Raw genomic sequence first — 15,713 nt, 5'->3', positions numbered from 1 at the left:
TCGCACGACCGCCCAGAGATCGCACGAAGATCATCCAAGGAGATACGAGAACCGTGACGGACATCGTCGACGAGCTGAAGTGGCGCGGGCTGTTCGCCCTGTCCACTGACGAGGACGCTTTGCGCAAGGCGCTCGCGGACGGTCCCGTCACGTTCTATTGCGGTTTCGACCCGACCGCGCCGTCCCTGCACGTCGGGCACCTGGTGCAGGTGCTCACCGTGCGCCGGCTCCAGCAGGCCGGGCACCGGCCGCTGGCGCTGGTGGGCGGGGCCACGGGTCTGATCGGCGACCCGCGCCCGACGGCCGAGCGCACGCTGAACGCGCCCGAGACGGTCGCCGGCTGGGTCGGCAAGCTCCGCGCCCAGATCGAGCCGTTCCTGTCCTTCGAGGGCGAGAACGCGGCCGTCATGGTCAACAACCTCGACTGGACCGAGGGTCTCTCCGCCATCGAGTTCCTGCGGGACATCGGCAAGCACTTCCGCGTCAACAAGATGCTGACCAAGGACTCCGTGGCCCGCCGCCTGGAGTCCGACCAGGGCATCAGCTACACGGAGTTCAGCTACCAGATCCTCCAGGGAATGGACTTCCTCCAGCTGTTCCGGCGGTACAACTGCACCCTCCAGCAGGGCGGCAGCGACCAGTGGGGCAACCTCACGGCCGGCCTGGACCTGATCCACCGCCTGGAGCCGCACGCGAGCGTGCACGCGCTGGCGACGCCGCTGATGACCAAGGCGGACGGCACCAAGTTCGGCAAGACCGAGGGCGGTGCGATCTGGCTCGACGCCGAGATGACGACGCCGTACGCGTTCTACCAGTTCTGGCTGAACGTGGACGACCGGGACATCTCGACGTACCTGCGGATCCTGTCCTTCAAGTCCCGCGAGGAGCTTGAGGAGCTGGAGAAGCAGACGCAGGAGCGGCCGCAGGCGCGGGCGGCGCAGCGGGCGCTGGCCGAGGAGCTGACGACGCTGGTGCACGGGGCCGACCAGACGGCCGCCGTGATCGCCGCGTCCAAGGCGCTGTTCGGGCAGGGCGAGCTGGCGGAGCTGGACGACCGGACGCTGGCCGCGGCGCTGGCCGAGGTGCCGCATGTGCGGGTGGCCGAGCTGGGGCCGGTGGTCGACCTGTTCGCCGAGGTCGGGCTGGTCGCCAGCAAGTCCGCTGCGCGACGGACCGTGAAGGAGGGCGGGGCCTACGTGAACAACGTGAAGGTGACCGCCGAGGACGCGGTGCCCTCCGGGGAGGAGCTGCTGCACGGGCGGTGGCTGGTGCTGCGGCGGGGGAAGAAGAACCTGGCGGCCGTGGAGGTCGTGGGTTCGTAGCCGCCGTGGGGGTGCGGGTGCGTTGCGGAGTGCCGGTGCGTTGTGGCTGGTCGCGCCCGCGCGGCGGTAGCCGCAGATCGAAACAGCCCCGCGCCCCTTTCGGGGCGCTCCGGTGCGGGGCGTTGAAAAGCTCAGGTGTGCTGCTTTCGCTTGCCCAGGGTCGCCATGTACGCCATGTCGCCCAGGAAGACGATGATGATCGCGGCGACCAGCTGGAAGAGGTGGCGGCTCCAGTCGATGCCGCGGGTCGCCTCCACGCCCAGGGCGCGGGCGATCGCGTTGCCGGCGATGGCGCCCAGCATGCCGAAGATGGTCGTCAGCCAGAGGGGGCTGTGCTGCTTGCCCGGGATGACCGCCTTGGCGATCAGGCCCAGCACGAAACCCACGATGATCGCCCACAACCAGCCCATGGCTGCCTCCTCGTACGGCTCGACGTGAGCATTACGCCAAGTCTCGGGCCGTCCGCCGTACGGCGCATGTCGGTACGCCCGTACGCGGTACGGCGCAGGACGTTCACGCAGGCGGGCGGGCGACCCGGTCTCGAAGGCGGCGCAGACGCGGCGTAACGTGGGAGGCGTCCCGGCCCGGTTCCCCGTACGGGTGCGGACAGGGTACGGGCCGGGGAGAGTCCGATGCGGGCGGATGGTGGAATGTGATGCGGAAGCAGCGCGACGGCGGGAACGTCCAGGTGTTCCGGATCAGCGGAGCCCGCACCGGCCTGACGGAGGACGTGCGCGGCCGGCAGCGGCGGTACATCATCTCGATGTCGGTCCGGACCGTGGCGGTGATCATGGCGGCCACGTTGTGGAACGTCGAACGGTATGTCGCCGTCGTGGCGTTGGTCCTCGGGGCACTGCTCCCCTATGTCGCGGTCGTCATCGCCAACGCGGGCCGGGAACGGCCGCCCTCGCTTCCGTCGACGTTCGGTATCGCGCCGACGCGGCTGATGATCACGGCGCCGCGGGCGGAGGAACCCCACGCGGAACCCGTCCCGGAGGACAGGGTGACCGATCCGGCGGCGGGGGTACGCGGTGAGCGGCCGGAGTCGATGTGAGCGTCGACGACGTGGTTTGAGCACTTGGTAGTTCCGCACGAACCTCAAGAAAAGCTCAGATCAATCGTGCTGTTCCAGTGCCGGGTGGCGGGTGACCCATGACATACTGCGTGAGCGCTCCGCATCCCCCGTCGGAGCGACGGACCGACGCCGGGCAGCTCCCCCCGTGGCTGCTCGGCGTCGCCTTTTCTACGGGGCCTTTGCGCAAGTCGATCAAGACGACGGGGTGCGGGACGAAGCAGTGAGTGACGTCATTTGTTCAGCGAAGGGGTGCCGGGCCGCCGCCGTGTGGGTGCTCGCCTGGAACAACCCGAAGATCCACACTCCCGAGCGCCGGAAGACCTGGCTCGCCTGCGAGGAGCACCGGGAGCACCTTTCCCAGTTCCTGGGCGTGCGGGGGTTCTTGAAGGACGTCGTGCTGTTGAAGGAGTGGGAGGAGCGCGAGGGCCCGGCCTAGCCTCCGATCGCGGACATCGGCCGGTCCGGCTGGATGAAGGTCGGGTCGTCCAGGCCCGCGCCCGCCTTCTTGCCCCACATCGCGAGCCGCCAGAGGCGGGCGATCTCCTCGTCGGAGCCGCCCGAGCGGAGCGCGCCGCGCAGGTCGGTCTCCTCCCGGGCGAACAGGCAGGTCCGTATCTGGCCGTCGGCGGTGAGCCGGGTGCGGTCGCAGGCCGCGCAGAAGGGGCGGGTCACCGAGGCGATGACGCCGACGCTCTGCGGGCCGCCGTTCACCAGCCAGCGCTCCGCCGGGGCCGAGCCGCGGTCGTCCGCGCCCTCGGGGGTGAGGTCGAAGCGGGTGCGGAGCGAGGCGAGGATGTCCGCGGCGGTGACCATGCTGTCGCGCTTCCAGCCGTGCTGGGCGTCCAGGGGCATCTGCTCGATGAAGCGCAGTTCGTAGTCGTGGTCGAGGGCCCAGGCCAGGAGATCGGGGGCCTCGCCCTCGTTCAGCCCGGGCATCAGGACCGTGTTGACCTTGACGGGGGTGAGTCCGGCGTCGCGGGCCGCCCGGAGGCCGTCGAGGACGTCCTGGTGGCGGTCGCGGCGGGTGAGGGTCTTGAAGACGTCCGGGCGGAGGGTGTCCAGGGAGACGTTGACCCGGTCGAGACCGGCCGCCTTCAGGGCCGTCGCGGTGCGGCGCAGGCCGATGCCGTTCGTCGTCAGGGACATCCGGGGGCGGGGTGCCAGGGCCGCCACCCGCTCCACGATGCCGACCAGACCGGGGCGCAGCAGCGGCTCGCCGCCGGTGAAGCGGACCTCCTCGACGCCCAGCAGGCGCGCGGCGATGTCGATCAGGCGGACGATCTCGTCGTCCGTGAGCAGGTCGGGCTTGGCCAGCCACTGCAGCCCTTCCTCCGGCATGCAGTAGGTGCACCGCAGATTGCACCGGTCGGTCAACGAGACTCGCAGGTCGGTGGCCACCCGGCCGTAGGTGTCGATGAGCACGTGGGCCCCCTCCCTCGCTCCGGACCAGATCTCTACCGTCACCTGCGAGCCTACGTGACCGGACTGACAACGCGAGAGGCCCGATGCCACGAGGTACGGCGCGGCCGCGTCGTAGGACCCTACGATCCCGTCGACGCGGCCGGTCGTACGAAGGTCAGTGCGCTCCGGTGCCCGTGAGGGACCGCACCTCCAGCTCCGCGTACTTCTGGGTGTCGGGCTCCTCCTTGGACAGGAGGGTGCCCACGATGCCGAGGAGGAATCCGACCGGGATCGAGATGATGCCGGGGTTCTCCAGCGGGAACCAGTGGAAGTCGACGTCCGGGAACATCGAGGTCTCCTTGCCGGACACCACCGGGGAGAAGAGGACCAGGCCGACGGCGGTGACCAGGCCGCCGTAGATCGACCAGAGGGCCCCGGCGGTGGTGAACCGCTTCCAGAAGAGGCTGTAGAGGATGGTCGGCAGGTTGGCGGAGGCGGCGACCGCGAAGGCGAGGGCGACCAGGCCGGCGACGTTGAGGTCGCGGGCGAGGGCTCCCAGGACGATCGAGACCGCGCCGATGCCGACGGTGGCCCAGCGGGCGGCGCCCAGCTCCTGCTTCTCGGTGGCCTGGCCCTTCTTGATGACGTTGGCGTAGATGTCGTGGGCGAAGGAGGAGGAAGAGGCCAGGGTGAGGCCGGCGACCACGGCGAGGATCGTCGCGAAGGCCACCGCGGAGATCGTGGCCAGCAGGATCGCGCCCCAGTTGGAGTCGACACCGCCCAGGTGCAGGGCGAGCAGTGGTGCCGCGGTGTTGCCGGACTTGTTGGAGGCGATGATCTCGTCCGGTTTGATCAGCGCGGCGGCGCCGAAGCCGAGGGCGAGGGTCATCAGGTAGAAGGCGCCGATCAGGCCGATGGCCCAGAGGACCGACTGCCGGGCGGCCTTGGCGGTGGGGACGGTGTAGAAGCGGATCAGGATGTGCGGCAGGCCGGCGGTGCCCAGGACCAGGGCGATGCCGAGGGAGAGGAAGTCCAGCTTGCTGGTGCCGGTGGCGCCGTACTTCAGGCCGGGCTCCAGGAAGGGGGAGCCCTTGCCGCTGTTGTCGGCGGCCTTTCCGAGCAGATCGGAGATGTTGAAGTGGAACTTGGCGAGGACCATGAAGGTCAGCAGCAGGGCGCCCGCGATGAGCAGCACGGCCTTGACCATCTGGACCCAGGTGGTGCCCTTCATGCCGCCGATGGTGACGTAGACGATCATCAGGACGCCGACCAGGGCGACGATGGCGATCTTGCCGCCGTCGCTGGTGATGCCGAGCAGGAGGGAGACGAGGACGCCCGCGCCCGCCATCTGGGCGAGGAGGTAGAAGATCGACACGACGATCGTGGAGGTGCCGGCGGCCGTGCGGACCGGGCGCTGGCGCATGCGGTAGGCGAGGACGTCGCCCATGGTGTAGCGGCCGGAGTTGCGCAGCGGTTCGGCGACCAGGAGCAGGGCGACCAGCCAGGCGACCAGGAAGCCGATGGAGTAGAGGAAGCCGTCGTAGCCGAAGAGGGCGATGGCGCCGGCGATGCCCAGGAAGGACGCGGCGGACATGTAGTCGCCGGAGACGGCGAGGCCGTTCTGGAAGCCGGTGAACTGGCGGCCGCCCGCGTAGAAGTCGGCGGCGTCCTTGGTCTGGCGGCCGGCCCAGATGGTGATGACGAGGGTCGCGGCGACGAACACCGCGAACAGGGTGATGATCAGCGTCCGGTGCTGGCTCGCCTCGCCGGCCGCGAGCAGGGTGGTGTGCTGTGCGGGGCTCATGCGCCGCCCTCCATCCGGGACTTGATGGCCTCGGCCTTGGGGTCGAGCTTGGCGGCGGCGTGCCGCGCGTACCACCAGGCGATGAGGAACGTGGTGAGGAACTGGGCGAGGCCGAGGACCAGCGCCACGTTGATGTTGCCGACGACCTTGGTGCCCATGAACCCGTCCGCGTAGCTGGAGAGCAGGACGTACAGCAGGTACCAGGCGATGAAGGCGACGGTCAGCGGGAAGGCGAAGGAGCGGTAGGAGTGCCGCAGTTCGGCGAACTCCGGACTCTGCTGCACCTCGGCGAACTCCTCGCTGGAGGGGTGCCGGGTCTGCGCGTTCGAGGGCGGTGGTGTCTCGGTAGCCACGGAGTCTCCTCGCGATACGGACATGCGGATTCTGACCTCACAGACACATGGACCACCTACTCGGAGTGAGGGAACGACTCCTGTGGGTGATTCCAACAGGGGGCCTCGATCCTGCTGCGGCTCCCTGCCCAAGGTCACGGCGCCACGCGTGGGCAGGTTCAACTCGCCCGGGTTCTTTCGGAAGTCGACCGCGCGAGTGGTCTCCGGTCATTGCTGGCCGGTGAGTGCGGGAGATAGCTTCACCCTGCACAACCAGTCATGTACCTGCCCAAGCGCCACACGCGTCTTGGGCGGTCCCGTTTTCGGTTGCCGTTCCGGATGATGTGGAGATCCCATGGCTCATCTGCGTTCCAGACGCGGGCTGGCGCTCGCCGTACCGGTCGTCCTGTCGCTCACCGCCTCGCTCGGCCTGCTGCCGACGGCGGCTTCCGCGGCCCCGTCGACGACCTTGGCGACGTCGGCGGCGGAGGGACCGAATCTTGCCTATGTCGTCAACACCAGGACGGATCACCGCACGATCGAGTCGGTGCGGCGCGCGATCACGCGCAACGGCGGCACCATCGTCGTGTCGTACGACAGGATCGGTGTGATCGTCGCGCACTCGGCGAACCCCGGCTTCGGTTCGGCGATGCGCGCGGTGCGCGGGGTGCAGTCGGCCGGGGCCACCCGGACGGCTCCGCTGAGCGCGGCCGGGACCACGGACGAGGGGGCCGTGCAGGTCCTGTCGAAGTCGGCGGCCGCGAAGATCGAGCAGAAGGCGACGGCCGGCCAGGAGCCCCTGGAGGCCGACCAGTGGGATCTGCGGGCGATCGGTGCCGACAAGGCCGCCGCGATCAACCCGGGGAGCCGCTCGGTGACCGTCGGCGTCATCGACACCGGCGTGGACGACACCCACCCGGACATCGCCCCGAACTTCTCCGCCTCGCAGTCCGCCAACTGCGTCAGCGGCAAGGCGGACACCACGTACGGCGCCTGGCGGCCGGTGGACGCCGACCATTACCACGGCACCCATGTCGCCGGTGAGATAGCCGCCGCCCGCAACGGCATCGGCGTGGCGGGCGTGGCACCGGGCGTGAAGGTCGCGAGCATCACCGTGGCGCAGCCCGACTCGACGCAGCTGTTCTACCCGGAGAGCGTGGTCTGCGCGTTCGTGTTCGCCGCCGACCACGGCGTGGAGATCACCAACAACAGCTACTACGTTGATCCATGGCTGTACAACTGCATGGACGACCCCGATCAACGTGCCATCGTTGACGCGGTCAACAGGGCGCAGCTGTACGCCCAGAGCAAGGGCACGCTCAATGTGGCCTCGGCGGGCAACTCGAACGACGACCTCGACGCGGACGCCCTCGTCGACGACTCCAGCCCCGACGACTCGACCGCGACCACCCGCACGGTCGACCCGCACGAGTGCTTCGACGTGCCGACCCAGCTGCCCGGTGTGGTCACCGTGAGCGCGGTCGGCGTCAACGACACGAAGTCGTACTACTCCAGCTACGGCCGGGGCGTCATCGACGTGGCGGGCCCGGGCGGCGACAAGTACCAGATCCCGGACACGCCGTCGAAGAACGGCCGCGTCCTGTCCACGCTGCCGAACGACCAGTACGGCTTCCTCCAGGGCACCTCGATGGCGTCCCCGCACGTGGCCGCGGTCGCCGCGCTGCTGAAGTCGACCCACCCGCACGCCACCCCGGCACAGCTCCAGGCCCTCCTCAAGGCCGAGGCGGACAACCCGGGCTGCCCGGCGGGCCCGTACGACGGCGACGGCGACGGTGTCGTGGACGCCACCTGCGTGGGCGGCAAGCACGTCAACGGCTTCTACGGCTCCGGTGTCGTCGACGCCCTCCGCGCCGTCAGGTAGCCACCGCAGAGCAGGACTTCCCGCACGGCATGCCCGTTCCGCGAACGAACTGGAGACCTCAGATGACCGCGCCCAAGCCGCGCCACCGCCGCGCCCTCGCCCTCCCGCTCGGCATGGCCATGGCCACGGCCCTCGCCTTCCTGCCCGACGTCTCGGCGTCCGCCGCCGACACCGGTACGTCCGCGTCCGTCTCCGCGGCCGACGCCACTGACGCGACGTCCCTCAGTTATGTCGTCAACATCCGTCCCGGACACGGCACTTCCGAGCGCGTCCAGAAGGCGATCGCGCGGGCCGGCGGTTCGGTGGTGATCGCGTACGACGAGATCGGCGTGATCGTCGTGCACTCGTCCAACGCCGACTTCGCCAAGACCATCCGCAAGGTGCCCGGCGTGGACTCGGCCGGGAACACCCGCAACGCGCCGCTGCCCGCCCAGTCGACCACCGACGTCGGCACGCCGGAGGTGCTCAGCTCCGAGCAGGTCGCGGCGGCGGACGCGCAGGCGACCGACGGCCAGGACCCGCTGGAGCCGCTGCAGTGGGACCTGCCGGCCATCCAGGCGGACAAGGCGCACGAGAAGACGCTGGGCAGTTCGAAGGTCACCGTCGCCGTCATCGACACGGGCGTCGACGACACCCACCCGGACATCGCCCCCAACTTCTCCGCCGCGCAGTCCACCAACTGCGTCACGGGCAAGCCGGACACCACCTACGGCGCCTGGCGGCCCACCGCGGCGGAGAGCCCGCACGGCACCCATGTGGCGGGCGAGATAGCGGGCGCCAAGAACGGGATCGGCATCACCGGTGTGGCGCCGGGCGTCAAGGTGGCCGGCATCAAGGTCGCCACCACCGCCGGTTACTTCTACACGGAGGCCGTGGTCTGCGGCTTCGTGTGGGCGGCCGAGCACCACATCGACGTGACCAACAACAGCTATTACACCGACCCCTGGTACTTCAACTGCACCGACGACCCGGACCAGAAGGCGCTCGTCGACGCCATCACCCGGGCCTCGCGGTTCGCGGAGCGCAAGGGCACGGTCAACGTCGCGGCGGCCGGCAACGAGAGCTACGACCTGGCCTCCGACTCGATCACCGACCCGGTCTCGCCGAACGACGGCACGCCGGTCGACCGGGTGATCGACCCGCACACGTGCTTCGACATCCCGACCCAGCTGCCGGGTGTCGTCACGGTCGCGGCGACCGGCGCGAAGGGCCTCAAGTCGTCGTTCTCCAACTACGGCCTCGGGGTCATCGACGTCGCCGCGCCCGGCGGCGACTCGACGGCCTACCAGCCCCCGGCGCCCCCGGCGACCAGCGGCCTGATCCTGGGCCCGCTGCCGGGCGGCAAGTGGGGCTACATGGCAGGCACCTCGATGGCCACCCCGCACGTCGTCGGCGTCGCCGCATTGATCAAGTCAACCCATCCGCACGCCTCCGCCGCCCTGGTGAAGGCCCTGCTGTACGCCGAGGCGACCGCCACCCCGTGCACCGACCCGTACGACATCAACGGCGACGGCAAGGTCGACGCGGTGTGCGAGGGCTCGAAGAACCGCAACGGCTTCTACGGCTGGGGCACGGTCGACGCGCTGGCGGCAGTGACCAAGTAGCGCACCGCGACGAAAGTGCGGGGTGCCGGGGTACGAGGTCTCCCCGGCACCCCGCGTCATGAGCCCTTGACCGACTTCTTCACCTCGGGCGGGAGTTCGTTGCCGGAGCAGACCGCGACGAAGGTCGTGTCGCCAGGCGTGTCCCCGACGGCGATGGCCACCTCAGGGGAGACACCCGTCACGGCATAGGCGGTCTCCGCCGACCCCACGGTAGATGCTACGGAGACCGAGGACGTCTCCCTTGCCGAGCGGCCTGGCCTTCGTGTTGCACAGGAACTCCGGCCTCATGAGTACCGACGGCGCGGATGTCGTATTTGTTCGTGCAACTGCTCGTCGGTTTGTTGGTGAAGTCGTGATCGTGGGTGTTGAAGCGGACGCCGGCCTCGCGCAGATCGTTCTTGACGCCTGGCATCGGCCAGGTCCGCGAGCAGGTCACAGCGACGTGATCGCCTTGAGATCGCCCGCGTCCCAGGTGCTCAGCCCGTCCCAGGAGGTGCACTGGGACTTGTCGTTGATGTCCGGTCAGCGGTGGCGTACGCCCCGTCGCTGCTGGCTCCGGTCGAGCTGAGGGCGTCCGTGTCCGCCACCTCGGCGCCCTCCGCCGCGGCGTCGGACGCGACCTCCATCGTGAAGCCGTGTGTCCCACCGTCGGTGGCCAGCGCGTCGGTGCTCACAGCCGTGCCCGGCTCGGGCACGGTCAGACCGGTGTCGTCGTACGTGACGACCCGCCCCACCGCGTCACACTTGATCACCGACGAGCCGGCAGGCAGGTCGCTGATCGTCAGGTCTCCCTCTCCCAGCTCGCAGACGTCCGCCCCTGCCACCGCCACGTTCGCGCTGCTGCCGAGCGCCGACAGCGAAGCGACAAGCGCGAGAGTCGTGATCGTTCTGCCGACGTTCCACTTGAGCCCCGGGAGGCGAGCACCGGGAACGGCTTGATATCAACCCCCATCGGGCGCCATCCTTGAGCAGTAGATTGATTGGATCAATACTGCACAATGCAATCATGACTGGAATCAAGTATGCGTGGTCCGCGCTGGGCGGCGATCCTTCGCTGCTCGCGCGGGTCGCGACCGTGCCGCGTCGGGGCACGCTTCAGGCACGCCTTCCGGTACGAGAGCTCGCCCGCGCGTGCGTGGGGGCGTGCGCGCTCGCCGCGGCCGAGCTGGGCGCGCGGCGGGCCGGAGCCGCGGAGGTGCGCGAGGTCCTGGTGGACGACGGAGCCGTGGCGACGGCGTTCAGCAGCGAGCGGCAGGTGCTGATCGACGGGCGGGCCCCGGTGTCGTTCGCCCCGCTGTCGCGGTTCTGGCGTACGGCCGACGGGTGGGTGCGGACGCACGCCAACTACCCGCACCACAGGTCCCGGCTGCTGGGCGCGCTGGGCCTGCGCGAGGACGCCTCGGTCGAGGACGTGGCGGCGCGGATCGCCGAGCGGCGCGCGGTGGAGACGGAGGAGGCGGTCTACGGCGCGGGCGGGCTCGCCGTGGCGCTGCGGTCGCCCGCGGAGTGGGCCGCGCACGGGCAGGCCGCCGAGGTCGCCGCGCGCCCCCTGGTCGAACGGGGCCGGCTGGACGCGGCACCCCCGCGCGTGTTCCCGCCGCTCGGCTCCGCCGCCGCTCCCCTGCTGCCCGCCGCCGGGCTGCGCGTCCTGGACCTGACCCGGGTCCTCGCCGGGCCGGTCGCGACCCGCACCCTGGCGCTGCTGGGCGCCGACGTCCTGCGCCTGGACGCGCCGTGGCTGCCCGAACTCCCCGACCAGCACGCCGACACGGGCTTCGGAAAGCGGTCGGCGACGCTCGACCTGACGGCGGACCGGGCGGCCTTCGAGGAGTTGCTGGGCTCGGCGGACGTCGTGGTCACCGGGTACCGGCCGGGTGCCCTGGACCGGTTCGGGCTCTCCCCCGAGGCGCTGGCCGAACGGCGGCCCGGGCTCGTCGTGGCCCAGGTGTCGGCGTGGGGCGGATACGGGCCGTGGGGCGGGCGGCGCGGCTTCGACAGCCTGGTGCAGGTCGCCACCGGCATCGCGGAGATCGAGGGCTCGGCGGAGCGGCCGGGTGCCCTGCCCGCGCAGGCGCTGGACCACGGGACCGGCTATCTGCTGGCGGCGGGCGTGCTGCGGGCACTCACCGAGCAGTCGTACGAGGGCGGTGGCAGGTTCGTACGGCTGGCCCTGGCGCGGACCGCGCGGTGGCTCATGGCGGAGGCGGAGCCGGGTCCCGAGGCCGGTGAGCCCTACGCGGGGCCGGACGCCTGGCTCGCCGGGACGGACAGCGCGCTGGGGCGACTGCGGTACGCCCGGCCGCCGTTGTCCTTCACGGGCGGCCCGTCCGACTGGGCACGGCCTCCGGTGCCCTGGGGATCGGATCCGGCGCGCTGGGGGTCGGCTCCGGCGCGCTAGGGACGGGATCCGGTGCGCGGGCGTGGTCGCGCCCGCGCGAGTGGCCGGAAACGAACGAATGGGTGGATTGGCGAACGGTCAGTTGATTTCCTGTACTTGCCCGGTTCTGTCATGGCTGGCGAAGATCATGGGGTGACGGTGACACGACCGACCGCCGAAGCGGCCGACGCGAGCGGCCCCGCGAGACGCCCCGGGACCGGCCGGGCCTTCGCCGTCCTGACCCTGGTGACGCTGGGTGCGCTGGTGCCGCTGCTCGGGCCGTCCGTCGCGCTGCACGACACCGGGGAGGCCGCGGCGCCGGGGGTGGGCGGGATCGCGTTGCTGCGTGGGGTGCTGTTCGCCGCCCTGTGCGTGCCGGCGGGCGAGCTGTTCGTGACCCGGCTGGCCCGCCGGCTGCCGGACGCGCCGCCCGAACGGCCGTCCAGCTGGGCGGTGTTCGCGGCCGTGGCCGGTTTCGCGGCCGCGCTGGGGCTGGCGTCGGTGGTGTCGACGGGCAACCTGGTGCCGCGTTCGCTCGCCGACGTCGACGTGGGCGGCCTCTACCAGTCCCGCGACGGCAAGCTGGCGCTGATCGAGGTCAACGCCTTTCTGCTGGCAGGACTGTGCGCCCGCGCGCGCCGCCCGGTCCTCCAGGTGTGGCCGCTCGGGGCGGTGGTCGTGGCCGAGGCGCTGCGCGCGCATCCCGCGCCCGAGCACAACCCGTTGCTCGGGTCCACGCTGACCCTGGTGCATCTGACGTGCGCGACGCTGTGGGTGGGCGGTCTGCCGTACGCGCTGCGCATGCTGCGCCGGTGGCCCGACCGGGCGGCCGGGGCCGCGCTGCTCGGTCTCTACGCGCGCGTGGCCGCCGTCCTGCTCGCGGCCATCACCGCGACGGGCGTGTGGAGCGCGCTGCGGCGGATGCCCGCGGGCACCGTCCTGGACCAGCTGACGACGACGGCGTACGGGCGCACCCTGGTGGCCAAGGTGATCCTCGTCGCCGCCGTCGCCGTACTCGCGCTGTGGGCGCGGTACCGGCTGCGCCGGGCGGCCGATCCGCTGACCGCGTACGTCCCCGCGCGGGCCGAGGTGGTCGCGCTGGGGGCGGTGGTCGCGGTGTCGGGGGTGCTGACGGCGCTGCCGCTGCCGATCAGGTGGACTTGATCAACCATTGATCGGATCGTTGATCCAGCCGTTGGTTCAGTCGTTGATCCAGCGATTGATCCAGCCGTCGGTTCAGCCGTTCGTGACGAGCACCTTCAGGGCGGTGCGCTCGTCCATCTCCTTGTAGCCGTCGGGGACGCCCTCGATGCCGACGGTCAGGTCGAAGACCGGCGACGGGTCGATCGTGCCGTCGAGGACGTCGGGCAGCAGGTCGGGGATGTAGGCGCGGACCGGGGCGACACCGCCGCGCAGGGCGATGTTCCGGTCGAACATCACGCCGAGGTCCAGGCCGGTGCCGCTGCCGTGCGGCACGCCGACGAAGCCGATGGCGCCGCCGTCCCGGGTGATCTCGACGGCCGTCCGCATGGACTGCTCGGTGCCGACGGCCTCGACGACGGCGTGCGCGCCCTGGCCACGGGTGAGTTCGCGTACGGCGGCCACGGCCGCGTCGCCGCGTTCGGCGACGACGTCGGTGGCGCCGAAGCGGCGCGCGATGTCGGTACGGACCTCGTGCCGGCCGAGCGCGATGATCCGCTCGGCGCCCAGCCGCTTGGCGGCCAGCACGGCGCACAGGCCGACCGCGCCGTCCCCGACGACGGCGACCGTGGCACCGGGACGGGCGCCCGCGCCGAGGGCCGCGTGGTGGCCGGTGCCGAGCACGTCGGAGAGGGTCAGCAGGGCGGACAGCAGATGGTCGTCGGAGGCCGCCTCCTTGGGCAGCTGGACCAGCGTGCCGTCGGCGAACGGCACGCGCACGGCCTCGCCCTGGCCGCCGTCGTAGCCCACGGCGCCCCAGAAGCCGCCGTGCTCGCAGGACGTCGTCAGACCTTCACGGCAGTAGTCGCAGACGCCGTCGGACCACATGAAGGGCGCGACCACGAGGTCCCCGCGCCGCACGGTGCCCACCTCGGAGCCGGTCTCCTCGACGACACCGAGGAACTCGTGCCCGATGCGCTGCCCCGGCTGCCGGGCCGCCTCGCCCCGGTACGCCCACAGGTCGCTGCCGCAGATACAGGCGCGCAGCACCCGTACGACGGCGTCGGTGGGCAGTTGCACCACGGGCTCGGGTACGTCCTCCACGCGCATGTCGAACGGGGCGTGGATGGTGGTGGCGCGCATGGCGAGGGTCCTTCTCGTGCGGTGTCGTGGGTGCGCTCAGGGGGTGGTCGAGCGCACTTCACGGTACGCCGTGGCCGGTGCGGGCCGCGCGTCGAGGGTGCCCCGGACCAGCAGGAACTGTCCGGCCGCGTAGGTGAGCATGATCCAGAAGTCGGGCCGGGGCAGCTGCGGCCAGTCGGCGACGCCGGTCGCGATGAGGGTGTCGGAGAGCATGAAGAGCGCGCCGCCGAGCCCGGCCACCGGACCGAGCCGGACGGCGGCGGTGTACGCCATGGCCGTCAGGAGGGCGCTGTAGCAGGCGACGGGGACCCTGAGGCCGGCGGGCAGGTCCGGCCAGAGCAGGGCGACCAGGGTGACGAGGGCGGCGGCGTAGCCGGCGGCGAGCACGCGCGCGCCCGCGCGGGGCGGACCCTGCCGGCGGAACAGGACGAGATAGCAGACGTGTCCGGCGGCGAAGCAGGCCATGCCGGCCATGAAGGCCGGGTCGGCGTCGGAGAGCAGCAGTACGTCGCCGCCCCAGCCGCACAGCAGGGCGGCGACCAGGAGCCGCGGGCCGCCCGCGCGGGCGGCACCGGCGGCGAGCAGCGGCATCAGGAGCACCTTGGCGACCACGTGCCCCGCGTGGAAGCCAGCGGCGAGACAGCCGAGGTCTACGACGGTGGCGAGGAAGAAGGCGGCGAGCAGCGCCCGGGGCACTCTCACGCGGCCACGGACTCCTCGGCCTGCTCCACGGCGGCCGGCGGCGCCCAGCCCGGCCCCCGGAACACCCGCCCGGCCCGCTCCCGCCAGTTGCGCGCGGCCTTGAGGTCCCGGCCGATGGCCGCGTACTCGTGGGTGGCCACCTTGATCGGATTGAACGTGTTGATGTTCTTGGTCAACCCGTACACGGGTCGCTCGACCTCGGGCACCCACGATCCGAACAGCCGGTCCCAGATGATCAGGATCCCGCCGAAGTTGCGGTCCAGGTAGCCGCCCTGGGAGGCGTGGTGCACACGGTGGTGGGACGGCGTGTTGAACACGAACTCGAACCACCGGGGCATCTTGTCGATGCGCTCGGTGTGGATCCAGAACTGGTAGACGAGGTTCGCCGAGGAGCAGAAGGCGAGCGCGGCCGGATGCACACCGGCGGCCACCAGCGGGACGTAGAACGGCCAGACGGTCAGGGAGGTCCAGGGCTGGCGCAGCGCGGTGGAGAGGTTGAACTTCCTGCTGGAGTGGTGGACGACGTGGCAGGCCCACAGGATGCGGATGACGTGGTGGCCGCGGTGCGACCAGTAGTAGAAGAAGTCCTGCGCGAGCAGCATCAGCGGGACCGTCCACCACAGGACGGGCACGCGCAGCGGGGTGAGTTCGTAGACCGCCGTGTAGATCGCGACGATCGGGATCTTCCACACGAAGTCGAAGACGAGCGACCCGAGCCCCATGCCGATGCTGGTGGCCGCGTCCTTGGCCTGGTACCCGGCGGCATCGTCGTCGGGATGGACGCGGTAGCTGATCACCTCGATCACGGTGAGCAGCACGAAGGCGGGTATCGACAGCAGCACGACATCGGGCAGGTTCGGCATGGGGGCACCGTAGAACCGCCGGTCGGCCGCGGCTAGACGTTGTTACCCACAAGTATTTCCAGCGGTAT

Annotated in this window: 16 protein-coding genes; 7 read left to right on the top strand and 9 right to left on the bottom strand. The window is 71.0% G+C overall.

Features of this window, described 5'->3' with window-relative positions:
- Positions 1-53 precede the first annotated feature (53 nt).
- Positions 54-1,322: a tyrosine--tRNA ligase gene (tyrS, locus tag ACIPSJ_RS08465; protein WP_359220509.1), complete on the top strand. Its 1,269-nt coding sequence runs from the start codon at positions 54-56 to the stop codon at positions 1,320-1,322.
- Between the two features lie 131 nt (positions 1,323-1,453).
- On the opposite strand, the gene ACIPSJ_RS08460 is transcribed toward tyrS, so the two are convergent.
- A complete protein-coding gene (locus ACIPSJ_RS08460) occupies positions 1,454-1,732 on the bottom strand; it encodes a GlsB/YeaQ/YmgE family stress response membrane protein (RefSeq protein ID WP_355716103.1) in 279 nt (92 codons plus the stop codon).
- Between the two features lie 245 nt (positions 1,733-1,977).
- Here ACIPSJ_RS08460 and ACIPSJ_RS08455 point away from each other — a divergent pair, with 245 nt between their 5' ends.
- Both ACIPSJ_RS08455 and ACIPSJ_RS08450 read left to right on the top strand, forming a co-directional pair.
- Positions 1,978-2,376, top strand: coding sequence for a DUF3099 domain-containing protein (locus tag ACIPSJ_RS08455; protein WP_401344475.1), 399 nt, complete (start codon positions 1,978-1,980; stop codon positions 2,374-2,376).
- Positions 2,377-2,617: 241 nt separating this feature from the next.
- Complete coding sequence (locus tag ACIPSJ_RS08450) at positions 2,618-2,833, top strand: hypothetical protein (RefSeq protein WP_359220510.1); 216 nt, start codon at positions 2,618-2,620, stop codon at positions 2,831-2,833.
- Here the strand turns inward: ACIPSJ_RS08450 and moaA are convergent.
- From moaA to ACIPSJ_RS08435, 3 genes are all read right to left on the bottom strand, one after another.
- On the bottom strand, positions 2,830-3,819 hold the full coding sequence (gene moaA, locus ACIPSJ_RS08445) for a GTP 3',8-cyclase MoaA (protein WP_401344473.1): 990 nt from the start codon (positions 3,817-3,819) through the stop codon (positions 2,830-2,832). The genes ACIPSJ_RS08450 and moaA overlap by 4 nt on opposite strands.
- Positions 3,820-3,973: 154 nt before the next feature.
- Complete coding sequence (locus ACIPSJ_RS08440; RefSeq protein WP_401344471.1) at positions 3,974-5,602, bottom strand: cation acetate symporter; 1,629 nt, start codon at positions 5,600-5,602, stop codon at positions 3,974-3,976.
- Positions 5,599-5,955 carry a DUF485 domain-containing protein gene (locus ACIPSJ_RS08435; protein WP_355716089.1) on the bottom strand — a complete coding sequence of 119 codons (357 nt, stop codon included), beginning with the start codon at positions 5,953-5,955 and terminating at the stop codon, positions 5,599-5,601. The genes ACIPSJ_RS08440 and ACIPSJ_RS08435 overlap by 4 nt, the downstream gene beginning before the upstream one ends.
- Before the next feature lie 334 nt (positions 5,956-6,289).
- Between ACIPSJ_RS08435 and ACIPSJ_RS08430 the strand changes: the two genes are divergently transcribed.
- Both ACIPSJ_RS08430 and ACIPSJ_RS08425 read left to right on the top strand, forming a co-directional pair.
- Positions 6,290-7,816: a S8 family peptidase gene (locus tag ACIPSJ_RS08430; protein WP_401344469.1), complete on the top strand. Its 1,527-nt coding sequence runs from the start codon at positions 6,290-6,292 to the stop codon at positions 7,814-7,816.
- A 62-nt stretch (positions 7,817-7,878) separates the two neighbouring features.
- Positions 7,879-9,420 carry a S8 family serine peptidase gene (locus tag ACIPSJ_RS08425; protein WP_359220524.1) on the top strand — a complete coding sequence of 514 codons (1,542 nt, stop codon included), beginning with the start codon at positions 7,879-7,881 and terminating at the stop codon, positions 9,418-9,420.
- A gap of 56 nt (positions 9,421-9,476) precedes the next feature.
- On the opposite strand, the gene ACIPSJ_RS08420 is transcribed toward ACIPSJ_RS08425, so the two are convergent.
- Both ACIPSJ_RS08420 and ACIPSJ_RS08415 read right to left on the bottom strand, forming a co-directional pair.
- Entirely contained in the window at positions 9,477-9,629 is a 153-nt protein-coding gene (locus tag ACIPSJ_RS08420) for a DUF6281 family protein (RefSeq protein WP_401344467.1), read from the bottom strand.
- Between the two features lie 267 nt (positions 9,630-9,896).
- A complete protein-coding gene (locus tag ACIPSJ_RS08415) occupies positions 9,897-10,250 on the bottom strand; it encodes a hypothetical protein (protein WP_401344465.1) in 354 nt (117 codons plus the stop codon).
- A 176-nt stretch (positions 10,251-10,426) separates the two neighbouring features.
- On the opposite strand from ACIPSJ_RS08415, the gene ACIPSJ_RS08410 reads away from it, so the two are divergent.
- On the top strand, positions 10,427-11,818 hold the full coding sequence (locus ACIPSJ_RS08410) for a CoA transferase (RefSeq protein ID WP_401344464.1): 1,392 nt from the start codon (positions 10,427-10,429) through the stop codon (positions 11,816-11,818).
- 132 nt (positions 11,819-11,950) lie between these two features.
- On the top strand, positions 11,951-12,961 hold the full coding sequence (locus tag ACIPSJ_RS08405; RefSeq protein WP_401344462.1) for a CopD family protein: 1,011 nt from the start codon (positions 11,951-11,953) through the stop codon (positions 12,959-12,961).
- 72 nt (positions 12,962-13,033) lie between these two features.
- Here ACIPSJ_RS08405 and ACIPSJ_RS08400 read toward each other — a convergent pair whose 3' ends face one another.
- The 3 genes from ACIPSJ_RS08400 to ACIPSJ_RS08390 are packed head-to-tail and all read right to left on the bottom strand — an operon-like array spanning position 13,034 to position 15,645.
- Positions 13,034-14,080, bottom strand: a complete 1,047-nt coding sequence (locus ACIPSJ_RS08400) for a zinc-dependent alcohol dehydrogenase family protein (protein ID WP_401344460.1) — start codon at positions 14,078-14,080, stop codon at positions 13,034-13,036.
- 36 nt (positions 14,081-14,116) lie between these two features.
- Positions 14,117-14,782 (bottom strand): lysoplasmalogenase, encoded by a 666-nt coding sequence (locus tag ACIPSJ_RS08395; RefSeq protein WP_401344459.1) that lies wholly within the window; start codon positions 14,780-14,782, stop codon positions 14,117-14,119.
- Positions 14,779-15,645, bottom strand: a complete 867-nt coding sequence (locus ACIPSJ_RS08390; protein ID WP_401344457.1) for a sterol desaturase family protein — start codon at positions 15,643-15,645, stop codon at positions 14,779-14,781. Before ACIPSJ_RS08390 ends, ACIPSJ_RS08395 begins: the two co-directional genes overlap by 4 nt.
- Positions 15,646-15,713 lie beyond the last annotated feature (68 nt).

Source organism: Streptomyces sp. NPDC090088 (assembly GCF_044747345.1).
Lineage (GTDB): Bacteria > Actinomycetota > Actinomycetes > Streptomycetales > Streptomycetaceae > Streptomyces.
The sequence above is the reverse complement of the archived record's forward strand: the minus strand, read 5'-3'. Positions and strand labels throughout refer to the sequence as shown.

What these genes read in the sequence shown, in the direction of transcription:
- ACIPSJ_RS08460 (WP_355716103.1), bottom strand. Translation starts at nt 1,732, where the DNA reads ATGGGCTGGTTGTGGGCGATCATCGTGGGTTTCGTGCTGGGCCTGATC.
- ACIPSJ_RS08455 (WP_401344475.1), top strand. Translation starts at nt 1,978, where the DNA reads ATGCGGAAGCAGCGCGACGGCGGGAACGTCCAGGTGTTCCGGATCAGC.
- ACIPSJ_RS08440 (WP_401344471.1), bottom strand. Translation starts at nt 5,602, where the DNA reads ATGAGCCCCGCACAGCACACCACCCTGCTCGCGGCCGGCGAGGCGAGC.
- ACIPSJ_RS08430 (WP_401344469.1), top strand. Translation starts at nt 6,290, where the DNA reads ATGGCTCATCTGCGTTCCAGACGCGGGCTGGCGCTCGCCGTACCGGTC.
- ACIPSJ_RS08425 (WP_359220524.1), top strand. Translation starts at nt 7,879, where the DNA reads ATGACCGCGCCCAAGCCGCGCCACCGCCGCGCCCTCGCCCTCCCGCTC.
- ACIPSJ_RS08410 (WP_401344464.1), top strand. Translation starts at nt 10,427, where the DNA reads ATGACTGGAATCAAGTATGCGTGGTCCGCGCTGGGCGGCGATCCTTCG.
- ACIPSJ_RS08400 (WP_401344460.1), bottom strand. Translation starts at nt 14,080, where the DNA reads ATGCGCGCCACCACCATCCACGCCCCGTTCGACATGCGCGTGGAGGAC.
- ACIPSJ_RS08390 (WP_401344457.1), bottom strand. Translation starts at nt 15,645, where the DNA reads ATGCCGAACCTGCCCGATGTCGTGCTGCTGTCGATACCCGCCTTCGTG.